Annotated in this window: 12 protein-coding genes; 4 read left to right on the top strand and 8 right to left on the bottom strand. The window is 47.9% G+C overall.

Going from position 1 to position 13,150, the window contains the following annotated elements; translation table 11 throughout:
- Window positions 1–195 precede the first annotated feature (195 nt).
- The gene (locus ACO08K_RS30145; protein WP_421800222.1) at window positions 196–774 is read left to right on the top strand and encodes a DUF2911 domain-containing protein; all 579 of its coding nucleotides are present in this window, start codon (window positions 196–198) and stop codon (window positions 772–774) included.
- A gap of 107 nt (window positions 775–881) precedes the next feature.
- On the opposite strand, the gene ACO08K_RS30140 is transcribed toward ACO08K_RS30145, so the two are convergent.
- Window positions 882–2,039, bottom strand: coding sequence for a glycoside hydrolase family 172 protein (locus ACO08K_RS30140; protein ID WP_421800221.1), 1,158 nt, complete (start codon window positions 2,037–2,039; stop codon window positions 882–884).
- Window positions 2,040–2,181: 142 nt separating this feature from the next.
- Window positions 2,182–4,092, bottom strand: a complete 1,911-nt coding sequence (locus ACO08K_RS30135; protein WP_421800220.1) for a prolyl oligopeptidase family serine peptidase — start codon at window positions 4,090–4,092, stop codon at window positions 2,182–2,184.
- 162 nt (window positions 4,093–4,254) lie between these two features.
- Here ACO08K_RS30135 and ACO08K_RS30130 point away from each other — a divergent pair, with 162 nt between their 5' ends.
- The gene (locus ACO08K_RS30130) at window positions 4,255–5,322 is read left to right on the top strand and encodes a dipeptide epimerase (RefSeq protein ID WP_421800219.1); all 1,068 of its coding nucleotides are present in this window, start codon (window positions 4,255–4,257) and stop codon (window positions 5,320–5,322) included.
- A 96-nt stretch (window positions 5,323–5,418) separates the two neighbouring features.
- On the opposite strand, the gene ACO08K_RS30125 is transcribed toward ACO08K_RS30130, so the two are convergent.
- The 6 genes from ACO08K_RS30125 to ACO08K_RS30100 all read right to left on the bottom strand — a co-directional run bounded on the left by ACO08K_RS30125 (window position 5,419) and on the right by ACO08K_RS30100 (window position 9,769).
- The gene (locus ACO08K_RS30125; protein WP_421800218.1) at window positions 5,419–5,856 is read right to left on the bottom strand and encodes an Hsp20/alpha crystallin family protein; all 438 of its coding nucleotides are present in this window, start codon (window positions 5,854–5,856) and stop codon (window positions 5,419–5,421) included.
- Between the two features lie 203 nt (window positions 5,857–6,059).
- Window positions 6,060–6,365, bottom strand: a complete 306-nt coding sequence (locus ACO08K_RS30120) for a hypothetical protein (RefSeq protein WP_421800217.1) — start codon at window positions 6,363–6,365, stop codon at window positions 6,060–6,062.
- A 268-nt stretch (window positions 6,366–6,633) separates the two neighbouring features.
- A complete protein-coding gene (locus ACO08K_RS30115; RefSeq protein ID WP_421800216.1) occupies window positions 6,634–6,966 on the bottom strand; it encodes a hypothetical protein in 333 nt (110 codons plus the stop codon).
- Between the two features lie 3 nt (window positions 6,967–6,969).
- Window positions 6,970–7,515, bottom strand: a complete 546-nt coding sequence (locus ACO08K_RS30110) for an RNA polymerase sigma factor (RefSeq protein WP_421800215.1) — start codon at window positions 7,513–7,515, stop codon at window positions 6,970–6,972.
- A 41-nt stretch (window positions 7,516–7,556) separates the two neighbouring features.
- Window positions 7,557–9,278, bottom strand: coding sequence for a gamma-glutamyltransferase (ggt, locus tag ACO08K_RS30105; protein WP_421800214.1), 1,722 nt, complete (start codon window positions 9,276–9,278; stop codon window positions 7,557–7,559).
- 161 nt (window positions 9,279–9,439) lie between these two features.
- Window positions 9,440–9,769, bottom strand: coding sequence for a tRNA-binding protein (locus tag ACO08K_RS30100; RefSeq protein WP_320029983.1), 330 nt, complete (start codon window positions 9,767–9,769; stop codon window positions 9,440–9,442).
- A 185-nt stretch (window positions 9,770–9,954) separates the two neighbouring features.
- Here ACO08K_RS30100 and ACO08K_RS30095 point away from each other — a divergent pair, with 185 nt between their 5' ends.
- Together ACO08K_RS30095 and ACO08K_RS30090 are read left to right on the top strand one after the other, a co-directional pair.
- Window positions 9,955–12,162 carry a DUF5916 domain-containing protein gene (locus ACO08K_RS30095; RefSeq protein WP_421800213.1) on the top strand — a complete coding sequence of 736 codons (2,208 nt, stop codon included), beginning with the start codon at window positions 9,955–9,957 and terminating at the stop codon, window positions 12,160–12,162.
- Window positions 12,163–12,356: 194 nt separating this feature from the next.
- The gene (locus ACO08K_RS30090; RefSeq protein ID WP_421800212.1) at window positions 12,357–12,872 is read left to right on the top strand and encodes a DinB family protein; all 516 of its coding nucleotides are present in this window, start codon (window positions 12,357–12,359) and stop codon (window positions 12,870–12,872) included.
- The last annotated feature ends 278 nt before the right edge of the window (window positions 12,873–13,150 follow it).

The following is a 13,150-nucleotide window of genomic DNA, read 5'->3' as shown; positions in this document are numbered from 1 at the left end:
AAGAAAACACAAAGACACACAAAGGGCACAAAGACCGTCAACGTCTAACTTTGTGTCCTTTGTGTCCTCTATTTTTTCCTTTGTGATAATAAAATGTCGCTTTGGTTTTGAGAAACAGAGCTGCATCAAAATCTAAAAAAGTTCTCTCAGCGACATTGAAGTGGCCCCAAAGCCACTAACTTCGTCAAAAAAAACATGAAATCATTCATTTTCTTTTGCTTCCTGCTGTGTTCCTCCCTTCAGCTCAGCGCTCAAAAATTCCCAGGCCTGGACAAAAGCCCGATGGACATCAGTTATTACCCCCACGATTTTGCCCACGACCGCAAATTTGCACCGGATAAAATCGGTGGTGCCGATGCTGCAGCCGTCGTGCGGGTCATTTACAGCCGCCCTGCCAAAAAGGAGCGCGAAGTTTTTGGGAAACTGATTCCCTTCGGCAAAGTGTGGCGATTGGGGGCAAATGAAGCTACCGAGATTAAATTTTATCAGGATGTTACCTTCGGTGGCAAGCTGGTTAAAGCTGGCTCTTATGCCTTGTTTGCGATTCCCGATCAGGGCGAATGGACGATTGTGTTGAATAGTGAATTGGACCACTGGGGCGCTTACAGTTACAAGGAAAGCCTGGACGTGTTGAGGGTAAAAGTGCCAGTTAAAAGCACTGCTGATGTGATTGAAAACCTGGCGATTGCTTTTGAAAAGGCTGATGCAAAAGCGGCAACCATGCGGATTGCCTGGGACAAAACAATGGTAGAGGTGCCTGTTGAATGGAAATAAGTAGTTACTTCTTAAGTGTTTCTTGAGTGCCTTAGGTTTCTTAGGCGGTAAAAAAACTTATTCTTTCACCACCTAAGAAACCTAAGGCACTCAAGAAACATCTAAGTTCAATTCACCTCCAGCTTATCCCGCTCTGGCAACTTCGGAAAAGCACCATGCGGCTCCGTCTGGTACCAAAAAACCACCGAAGCAATATCGTCCTGGAGTGGCAAATAGCGCCCATCTCCCCGCCAACCCAAAGCCTGGATGGTTACCTTCAAGTCTTTTTCAAAACGAATTGGATCTGGAATGTGCCAGCGGTACATGCCAAACCGTTGCATCACCTGGTAATGCCCGTCGCCACGAATCACCTGTGGTAAGCCCACATAGGCCGTGTTGAATTCCTGGTACTCCACCACATCTACTCCGGCAGCATTCTTTTTGCGCACATCAAAATCGTAGGAACCACAGAAATAATCTTCCGTACCCGTGCCGCAAATGGTGGGGAAATCCTTGTCGCCATCGATGTAGAACTTGATCTCACCTTCACCCCACCATCCATTGTTGTGAACGCCCCAGGCGATGTAGGTGCCTACGTAATGGCCTTTGCCTTTGATGCCATCTACGAGGGTGTACACCTCTTTGTAAGGTACTGGATTGGTGCGGCGGAATTGGGCATGGAAATAGGCAGCGTCGTCGGGCACGGTGGTTTCTACATAATCAATCTGGTAGTACAAACGGAACTCCTCGTCGGCCAGGTTCTCAATGGTGATTTTAGCTTTTTTGCGGAAAGGCATCACCCAGTAGCAGTTAAATGCACTGCCAGGATTGACCGTCACCGCCAGCGAATTGACCGGGGCGTACTGGTTCCAACCCATGCAGAAGAAATCCCCCATTGGTGCTTCGACGGAAGGCTCCTTTTCATCGTCCCAATAGATGCGGATGATGGCATAACGCCATTTGATTCCGGCAGGCGTGAGCCAAATGTGTTGAATGGCACCCGAGCCGTTGATTTCCGCCATGGTGAAGGTGGTTTTGGACGGAATTTTCACGCTGGGACTGATTTTCCAGCCCTGGCCAAGGCCACGTGCGGCGTTGGCTCCGGTTCCTTCCGTGGCCATTCCACCTTTTCCTTTTTCTCCGCTAAAGTTTTCTGGCGAGATAGAACGGGTCTTGGCGTCGGAAAGTTTGAACAAATTGCTGAGGTTGTTGGAAATGCCGTCATGTTTTTGGGCAAAAGCCAGGAGGCTCAGCCAACAGAGGCAGAGGGTAAAAAGTGTTTTCATTGCGATCGGAATTTATAGGTTGAAAAGTTGAGGAGTTGAGAAGTTGAGAAGTTGAGGGCTACCGCAGAGGCTTTGACAAAACCGGTGTTAAAATCGCTGCGGTAGCCCTCAACTTCTCAACTCCTCAACTTCTCAACTAAACTTAATTTTTCATTTCTTTCTCCTCCTTCAAATACTTGTCCAAAAACTTCAGCACTGCGCCATAGCCTTTGATCTCATTTTCCTTTTTCACAAAGCCGTGACCCTCATCCGGGAAAACGATGTATTCAACGGGTACTTTGTTTTTTTTCACCCCGGCCACAATTTCATCCGATTCGACTTGCAAGACCCGTGGGTCATTGGCACCCTGGAGCACCATGATCGGGTGTTTGACCTTGTCGGTGTGGAACAAGGGGGATATTTTACGCAAACGTACCGAGTCAGCAGTGAAGGGATCACCCAGCTCGGCATACAAGGCACTGCGGAAGGACTCCCAGTAGGGTGGGATAGACTTGAGGGTACGCAGCCAGTTGGTTACCCCAAAAATATCGACCCCAACTTTAAATTCATCGGGTGTAAAAGTCATTCCAGCCATCGTCATGTATCCGCCGTAAGAACCACCAATGATCCCGATTTTTTCGGGATCGACATAGGGTAAACTTTGCAGGTATTTTTTACCCCAAACACAATCTTGCAGGTCTTTTTCGCCGTGGTTCAGGTCGTCCATCTGGTAGAATTTTTGGCCGTAGCCACTGCTGCCCCGGTTGTTGACGGCCAGTACGGCATAACCGTTGTTGACCAAAAATTGGATCAATGGGAAATAACCTACCCGGGATTGCCCACCCGGGCCACCGTGTACCCAAACCAGGGCGGGAACCTTGTTTTGCGCCGAAGCTTGTTGGGGCTTGTAATAAATGGCGGGAATGTCGACGCCATCGAAGGATTTGTAACGCACAACCTCGGCAGCCACCAGGTCCTCGGGATTGATTTCCTTGTTCAAGGTCTCAGTCAATTTTTTCAATTCCTTGGTCTTGAAATCATAAACGTATAGGTTGGAGGGAGCTTTGGAGGTACCTACGGTAAGCCGCATTTTGGTTTCGCTAGGGGAGATGCTGACCGAAGCGACGTCGCCATCGGGGATTTCAGGCAAGTCCACTTCTTTACCACGTTGGTTGTCGATGACTTTTAGTTCGTTTTTGCCATCGGCATTCACAGCAATGACGCGATACTTTTCATTCTCGGAATCATAAGCGTACATGACATCCCAGTTGGTGGCAAAAACTTCTTTGCGTTTGCCGTCAGCTAGGTTGTAGGCTTCGAGGGACTGAAACTCCTTGCTGGCATTGGAGAGGTAGTAAAAGGTTTTGCCGTCTTTGCTGAAACCTGAGCCGCCGTAGATTCCTTTTTTGCCTTTTTCAGAAATCTCGATCATTTTTTTGCTGCCCAATTCGTACAAAAACAGTTGATTTTCGCTGGTGGTGATGCTTTTGTTGAGGGCCACGTATTTTTCATCCCAGGAGAGCCCGGCCAGGTCGAAACCTTCGTTGTTCTGGTACATCATGCTGGCCTTCCAATCGCCAATGCCCATTTTGTAGAGGTCGAAAAAGCGTTCGTCGCGTTTGTTGGAAGTGTAATACATCGTTTTTTTATCGAGGCTCCAGCCAAAAAAACTGGCTTTTTCTTTAGGTGCGGGAGTGAGGTCTTGCACACTGCCATCGGCTTTGCGCAAGTAGAGGTGATCAATTTCGTTACCCCCTTTGTCCGCGGAGTAAATGAGGTCGCTGGTGCCGGGCACGTAATCCACGGCGAAGATGGATTCGGTGGTCGATTTGGTCAGGGCGCTCATTTTTTGGTCGGCCAGGTTGATTTCGTACAGGTTGAAAATACCCGTTTCATTGCTGTGTACCAAGAGTTTGCTTTCATCAGGCGAAAAAAGGCCGCCACCGATGCCTTTGTTGGCATAAAACTGCTCAATGCTGTACTTTTTGACGTTGCGTGGAGGTACTTCTTTTGGTTTTTGTTGACAGGAAAAAGCTGTGATCAGGACAGTCAGGAGAAAAAGGATTTTTTTCATTGTAATGGATTTTGGTGAGAAATGGAAACGACAATTCGTTTCCATTCCTAAAACTGCCTTGAATTTAATCAATGCCGATCAATGTTTTCTTTTTTGAAAAAAAAACAAGAATCTTTCTATTTTGCAGATCATCCGATTCTATGTAGAAAACCTTAAATACACATGAACATCAAATCCATCGAGGTCTGGCGGCAAAATCTGGCCCTATCCCGACCCTATACTATAGCCTATCATACAACGACCGAGGTTGAAAATGCATTCATTTTGATTGAGTTGGAAAATGGCATCCGGGGCATCGGCGCAGGGTGCCCGATGGATTATGTGACGGGTGAAACCTTGGAACATACCATGGCAGTATTGCAATCCGAACCCATCAAAATGCTGGAAGGCAAACCCATTGAGTTGTTCCAGGTATACATCAAGTGGTTTCGGGATACTTTTGGAAAATACCCGGCTGCGCTGGCTGCATTTGACATGGCTTTGCACGATGCTTTTTGCCAATCAATCGGGATGTCGGTGGTGGATTTCTTGGGACGTAGAATTGAAAAATTGCCTACTTCGGTGACCATTGGCATTAAGGATGTGGAAGGTACTCTGGCGGATGCGCAGGAATTTGTAGAAGCTGGATTCAAAATTTTAAAAGTAAAATTGGGGCAAAACCTGCAAGAAGACATCGAACGCCTGGTGAAACTGCGCGAGCGTTTTGGCTACCTCATCGGCATTCGGGTGGACCCCAATCAAGGGTATTCCTACAAGGACTTATTGCTGTTTGATGCTTTGACGGAGTCGCTACACATCGAATTGGTTGAACAACCTGTAAAAGTGAGCGACATGCAGCTGCTCAGCGGCCTACCTGCCGATATGCGGGACCAAATCGCTGCCGACGAAAGTTTGTTGCAACTGCCTTCCGCCCTACAATTGCTCACTCCTGATCGCACCTGCGGGATTTTTAACATCAAATTGATGAAATGTGGGGGCATCCAGGCGGCTCAAGAGATTGCCAATGTGGCGCAATCCGCTGGCATCGACCTGATGTGGGGCTGTAACGATGAGAGCATCGTGAGCATTACGGCTGCACTGCACGTGGCTTTTGCCCAACCACATACGAAGTACATCGATCTGGATGGCAGTTTTGATTTGGCGCAGGATGTGGTGAAAGGGGGATTTGTGTTGGAAGATGGGTACATGTGGCCAAGTGACAAGGTAGGGTTGGGTTTGGAAATATTGTAGGGGCGCCCCTGGGTGGGCGCCCACAGATACAATTGCGACCGTCAGGGCGCCAACGAATGTATTTCAATTATCGAGGAAAGCCACGAAGGGCTTTCCCTACACGATATCCACATTCCGCTCCACCCGTTGCGCCTCTGGCTTCTTGGGTAGCGTAATGATCAGTACACCTTCCTCCTGCTTTGCTACAATACCTTCCGTTTCGATCTCCTCGTTCAAATGGAAGACCTTTTCAAAAGACTTGATCGGAAACTCCTGACGGATAAAATTCGGCCGATAATCCTCCGGAACTTCGCGGGTACCGCTTACATACAGCACGTCGTCGACTACCGTGATGCTAATGTTAGCCTTGTCGTAGCCGAGGGCGTAGAGGTGGATTTCGTAGTAGGTATCCGTTTCCGCTACGTTGGCAGGAATGTTGTACTTAGGTCGGCGATACATGCCTCCACCGTGCTGGTGACGGCCTTGATGACGACCATGATGTTGATGTTTTGGGGCACAGTTTGCCCACTTGGCCATTGCGTGTTGCCAATGCATAATGAATGGTTTTGAATGGGCGACCACCCGGGCCGCCCTCAATGAATAATTTGATATGGAATAAAATGGAAATAAGCACTTAGTAGTAGGGCAAAAATAAGTGATCATTTTTCCTGAGCCAGAGGATTAGATAAGACACTTGAAATGAAACGTTTACTTATCTAATCCTCCGGCAAAATGATCACTTATTTTTTTATCGCCCCTTAAACCAAATCCCGGTCGTTGTATAAGGGCCTGTTGTCGTCCTGGATTTCTACTTTTCTGGCTCCACAACCCCGGCTGAACTTGTGGCGAAATGCCTCGTATTCTTCATCGCTCATGTTGCGGATGCGATCGGCAAAAGCGGGTACGTGGTGGCCCCAAAAATGCCGACGCCATTTGCGCCGCATCATGAATTTAAAGATGGCCCCAAAGATGAAAAACATCAAAAAGGCTTTGAACAGGAAAAAGGGTACCAGCCACAAGCCCATGAACAATAGCAGGGCTGGTGCAAAAAACAGCACTTTCATTTCTTTATGTTTTGAGATTTAACAATCGGTGATTTCTCGTCACATTTGGGTAGACGGGGAGAGGGGAAAATTACTTTAAAAAATGTGGGATTTTTTTAGATTATTTTTTAAGTAACTGGTTGTCAGACTTTTTTGCGAATAAATCCATGAAAACACCCACGAATGAATTCGTGGGGTGGGGCGGTGGGGTGGCCTCCCACGGATAAATCCGTGGGTTGGCGGTATCTCTTAGGCATTGGGCAGCCACATAGGGCTGCCCCAACACAACCTATTTCGGTGGTTGACAGCGTTTTTTCCATTCCGATTTGAAGCGCTCACGTTCTTCTTCGCTCATGTCCATCCATTTTTCGCGCCATTGTTGGGCTTTGGGGTGGTTGGGGCTGCCTCCGCGACCTTTGGGGCCATTGAAACGGAAACCACCAAAGAGGATGCGACAGAGAATGAGCAGTCCTACGGCTTGCCAAAAATTGATGCGTTGGAGTGGGGTGATTTCTGCCAGGGTGTTATTCCACAACAACATCACTACATAGCCCATCAGCATGAAGAAGAGCGGGAAGGCGAGAATGAAGAACCCTATTTTTCTTTTCCAGTATGGTTTCATGGCTTAATCGTTGTTCAGTTCATCGTACAAGGCCTGGAGGCGTTGGCGCAGGTGTTGCACTGCGTAGCGCTTGCGCGAGATGATGGTTTTTAAATTTTCCTGGGTTTTGTCGGCAATTTCTTGCAAGGTCAGGTCTTCCAGTTCATTCCACACAAAAACCTGGCGTTGGTTTTCGGGCAATTCGTCGAGAGCACTCATCAGGGTTTGCCAGAAGACTTCTTTAAAAAATTCGTCTTCGGGTGAACGGCTGTCCGATAGCAGGATTTCTTTGACATTGAGGTTGCCCTCTTCGTCTTCGTAACTCAAGTCTTCCAATGATTCGGTGCCCTTTTGGCGGTAAGTATCGGTGATGCGGTTGCGCGCCACCTGGTAGAGCCAGCCACTGAGGCTTTCAATTTCATCCAAATTGCCCAGACGACTGAGCTGCACCCACACATCCTGGAGTATGTCCTCGGCTTCTTCCTCCGTACGTACACGCCCACGGATGAAGCGGAACAAACGGCTTCCGTAGTTGCGAATGGTAGAAAGAATGGTGGTTTTTTCGCTCACGAATCAAATTTGATGATAAAAGTAATAAAATTTGTAAAGGCTCAATACCCCAGCACTGTATCATCCTCCGCCCGATTGTCGGCCACACCTTCCAACTTCCCATCCTTGCGCAGCAAGATCGATTCCACCAATCCTATGCCCGACCATTCCACGATTTTATGCCCCATTCCCCGGAGTTTTTTGCGGGTCGCTTCATTCGCCGCACCCTTTTCCAGGTATAACTCGTCAGGTGACCACTGGCTATGGAAACGTTTGGCATGGGTTGCATCGGTCATGTTCATGTTGAAGTCGATGACGTTGGTGATGACCTGAAAGACAGAGGTGATGATGGTGGTGCCGCCAGGAGTGCCTACGACCATGCAGAGTTTTCCATCTTTGGTGACGATAGTGGGGGTCATGCTGCTCAATGGCCGTTTGCCGGGCATAATGGCGTTGGCATCACCACCAATGGCACCGTATAGGTTGGGTACCCCCGGTTTCGCGCTGAAATCGTCCATTTCGTTGTTGAGCAAAAAGCCGGCACCGCCAACAACCGTTAATGCTCCGTAGCCGCCGTTGAGGGTGGTGGTGATGGCAACCGCGTTACCATCTGCATCGACTATGCTGTAATGGGTGGTTTGTTTGCTTTCTTTTCCGGTAAATTCGCCTCCCTCGATGGCCTTGCTGGGGGTTGCTTTTTGAGGGTCAAAATTGGCAAAGCGTTCCTGAATGTACTGGCTATCCAACAAGTTGGCGATTGGAACGCCATAAAAATCAGCATCCCCCAGATGTTTGGCCCGATCGGCGTACACCCGGCGTTCAGCTTCGGTAAAGAGGTGGATGTGCTCGGGGGAATGGAAGCCCATTTTACCCAAATCATAAGGCTCTACCATGCCCAGAAGCTGAAACAGTGCAATGCCACCACTGGAAGGAGGAGGCATGGAAATTAGGTCGTAGCCCCGGTATTTGCCCAACATGGGTTTGCGCCAAACGGCGTGATAATCGGCCATGTCCTGAGCGGTGATCCAACCGCCGCCGCGCTGCATTTCCGCTGCAACCAAATCGGCAGTTTTGCCTCCGTAAAAACCATCACGACCCTGGTCACGGATGCGTTGGAGGGTTTCGGCCAGTTCGGTTTGTACCAACAAGTCACCAGCTTTCCACTTTTGTGTACTGTCAGCTTTGACAAAAGCGCAAGCCTTGGTGTTGTTGCTAAGGAAGCCCTTCCTGTATTCATTGAGCCCTACGGCCTCGGCTTGAGTGATGTTAAAACCTTTTGCTGCCAGGTCAATGGCTGGCTGTACCAGCCGTTTCCAATCCTTAAGTTTGGAATACTTTTGAAACATTTGCCAGCAACCTTCCACACTGCCTGGCACACCGGCGGCCAGGTGTCCTTCGATGCTCTTGCCGTTGATGACATTGCCTTCTGCGTCGAGGTACATGTCGCGATGGGCCTTGGCGGGGGCTTTTTCCCGGAAATCCAGGGCAGCTACCTCTTGGCCATCCCCGCTACGGTAGACCAAAAAACCACCTCCACCAATGTTGCCTGCGGCTGGGTAGACTACAGCTAAGGCCAGGTGGACTGCTATGGCTGCATCAATGGCATTGCCCCCATCTTTGAGCACAGCCAGGCCTACTTCGGAGGCTAAGGGATGGGCCGTGCTGACGATGGCGCTATCGGCCAGGGTCGATTTTTGGATGGAATAGCCGCTGAATGTTGGTTTTTGCTTGCAGGCGGCCAGGGTCAGGAACAACAGGGCAAAGAGGAAATGGTTAAGGCGCATGGATGAAGGGTTGAATGAGTCGAAAATGGAGGTTTTTATTGGGGCAGCTTCGCTGCGTTTTTTCTTTTTTGAACCACCTTAGACACCTTAGGGCACCTTAGAAGCATTTAGTTTAATGCTTTCTAAGGTGCCCTAAGGTGTCTAAGGTGGTTCAAACGAAATCAAGCAACGCGCAAACCGTTAGGCACAGGCCTTTCCGGTTGCAACAAAGTAATGGTTTTATCGCCACCAATCAAACCCAGCACCAAACACTCCGAAAAGAAATTGGCGATTTGTTTGACCGGAAAATTGACCACTGCGATGACTTGTTTGCCGATCAGGTCTTCCTTTTGGTACAAGACAGTGATTTGGGCAGAGCTGCGTTTGATGCCCAGTTCTCCAAAATCAATCGTGAGTTGATAAGCAGGGTTGCGGGCTTTTTCAAAATCCCGGACTTCGAGGATGGTACCGACTCGCATTTCTACTTTTTCAAATTCTTCCCAAGTGAGCATTCCTTGTCTAATTTGTTTTTGAATCGGATGAAAATAGGCAATTGATTTTAGAACCGGGTTATTTTTTTCACTCGTCCCTCCTCATCCGCTTTCTATCCACAATCCCCTCCTTTTGGCGACTCCAATGAAAAGTTCCCGACAAATATCATTTTATTTGCCATCTGGAACCCAAACGTAAACACACCATGAAATTTGTCATTTCCCTAGCCGTCATCACCCTTTGTCTGGGATTGCCCGCCATTGCGCAAGAGCAGCACGATACCATTCGGGTCAACAGAACTTCTGTCCCTATCAAAATAGATGGTGTACTGGATGATGCCTGGGCCAATGCAGCCATTGCAAGCGACTTTTGGCAATACTTCCCAATGGATACTTCACGGGCCTGGAATCCAACCGAAGTGCGTTTGTTGTACGACGACAATTTTATTTACTATCTGGCCATTGCCAAAAATCGGCTGCCGGATGTGATGGGATCTTACATTACTCCTTCGCTTCGCCGCGATTTTCGGGGTGAAGCCAACGACGCGGTTACTTTTACCATCGATCCTTTTCAGGATGAAACCAATGCCTTTCAATTTGGGGTTAATCCCTTTGGCGTACAGCGCGAGGGATTATTGACCAATGGAGCAAATGGCCCCATGGATTTGGATCAAGCCTGGGACAATAAGTGGTTTGCCGGAGCTAAACAATACAAAGGTTACTGGATTGCCGAGATGGCCATTCCTTTCAAAACCCTCCGTTATAAAGAGAGCAGCCAGTTTTGGAATGTCAAATTTTACCGGATCAGTAGTGATGGACCAGAGCGTTCAAGTTGGCCAAAAATTCCCCGACAGTACCCCATTATCAATCTGGCCTATCATGGTGTGATGGCCTTTGATCAGCCGCTAAAGAAACCGGGTGCAAACATCTCACTCATTCCTTACACCCTGGTGAACTACCAGGAGGATCGAGTTGACCAAAAGGTTTTTGAGCGAGGTTCAAACATTGGTGGGGATGCTAAAATTTCAGTTGGCCCAGCGCTGAACCTGGATTTGACAGTAAACCCTGATTTTTCACAAGTGGAAGTCGATCAACAGGTGGCCAATCTGGATCGGTTTGAGATTTTTTTCCCGGAGCGGCGGCAGTTTTTTCTCGAAAATGCTGACCTTTTTGGTAGTTTTGGATCTCAAAATTTACGCCCGTTTTTTTCTCGCCGAATCGGGATTGCCAAAGACACCGCTACTGATTTAAATGTACAAAACCCCATTTATTTCGGGGCTCGATTGAGTGGGAAGTTGGATAAAAACTGGAGAATGGGCCTCCTGAGTATGCAATCAGCGAGAGATTATGACATCAGCCAGCCTTCAACCAATTATACCGTTGGGGTACTGCAACGCAAGGTGTTTTCTCGCTCTAACATTGGGATTATTGCCATCAACAAACAGCCTTTTCGAGACAAACTCCTGGAGGCTGCCAGTTATGATTTCAACCGGGTAGTGGGTATTGATTACAACCTGGCTTCCAACGACAACAAGTGGACGGGCAAATTTTTTCACCACCGCAGTTTTGATCCAGCTTTAACCCAGGGAAAAAATGGCGCCAGCTCGGCCATGATCAATTACAATGCCTTGAACTGGGATGCCGTTTTTACGATTCAAGATGTTGGTGCTAATTTTAATCCCGAAGTTGGATTTGCCCGTAGGACAGATTACCGCCGGGCGGCGGGGACCGTCAATTGGAAGTTTTATCCCAAAAAAGGCCCCCTTCAAAGTCATGGACCAGGGTTTGATTTTGACGTTTTGGGCAATGATACCTACGGGACTACGGATTGGGATTTGAATATCTTGTATAGGCTGCGTTTTCGGAGTTCAACCATCGTCGATTTTAGATTGCGGCGGGAATATGTTTACCTGTTTGATGCCTTTGATCCCACGAATTCAGGTGGATTGGAATTGTCAGAAGGCAGTGCTTTTGCCAATAACTTGTTTCGATTTATGGCGCTTTCTGATGCACGTAAACAGGTTTATTTTGAGTTAAGTGGCCGTATTGGAGAGTACTTTAATGGCTCTAGAGCAAATCTCGAAGGAACCGTCAATTTCAGAAAACAACCTTATGGTATTTTGGGCCTTAATTTTAGTTACAACCGCATTCGCCTGCCTGAGCCTTATGCTGATGCCGATTTTTTATTGATTGGGCCTAAAATCGACCTCTCGTTTTCGCGCAGTTTGTTTTGGACTACTTTTGTTCAATACAACAACCAAAGCAACAATCTTAACATCAACTCCCGCTTGCAATGGCGTTTCCGACCCGTATCGGACATTTTTTTGGTGTACACCGACAACTATTATTCCGATACCTATGTCAATAAAAACCGGGCTTTGGTGCTCAAATGTACGTATTGGTTGAATCTGTAAGAGATGTTGAGGAGTTGAAGAGTTGAGAAGTTGAGGCTACCGCAGCAATTTTGACAATATCCTTGTCTAAGTAGCTGCGGTAGCCTCAACTTCCCAACTTCTCAACTTTTTCTTTTAGGTTTTTAGGATGAAAATCAGAATAACTTGAACAATCGTTCAATAAAAGATGTATTTTTGTAAAAAACCTAAAATCGATGACCAATCTCAACGCTGCACATCAAGCCTTAGCCGAAGCTTTTTCGGCAGTTGAAGCGCTGTTTACCCAGGTAAACGATGAAAAAATCAATGCCAAGCCCACTGAAAAATGGTCTTTTGGGGAAGAAATGGTCCATTTGACGCTATCGACCAATGGCACCGGGATGCTACTGTCCAGCCCGGAGGAACGTTTGATACCCAGTGACCATCCTTCGCGAAGCTATGATGAAATTGTAAAAGAATACCTGGAGAAATTAGCCCTCAATCCCACCATTGGCCAATCCATTGCGGATAAGGAACCCAAGCAGTATATGGGAACTGTCTTGCAAGAAAATTTCGTTGCTGCTGCACAAGCTGCATTAAAGGCGATTCCTCGGTGGGATGAAAACAAGGCCGATGCGTGGATGGTTTGGAAACACCCTTTGCTGGGCAAAATGACGGCGCGGGAGATGGTGTATTTTACGGTTTACCATACCCGGCATCACCTGGCGACGCTGAGTGCAAAAGCGGCATAGTAGTGGGGCAAAATAAGTGCTCATTTTTCTTGAGCCAAACATGAGTCATCCCGAATTTTTGAAATGTCAAAATCGGGCATAAAACTAATCGCGGAGCGATTGAATTTATCATAGCCCCGGTCGTCCGGGGTTAATAATAGGGCCAAATTGGCGGCAACCACGGCAGTGGTTGAACTCAATTGAGCAAAAAGTTCAACCGCTGCCGCGGTTGCGGAACCTTTTGATACCCAAATGACCCCGGACGACCGGGGCTATGATAAATTCAACCGCATCCGCGG

The organism is Haliscomenobacter sp., assembly GCF_965225875.1.
GTDB lineage: Bacteria > Bacteroidota > Bacteroidia > Chitinophagales > Saprospiraceae > Haliscomenobacter.
The sequence above is the reverse complement of the archived record's forward strand: the minus strand, read 5'-3'. Positions and strand labels throughout refer to the sequence as shown.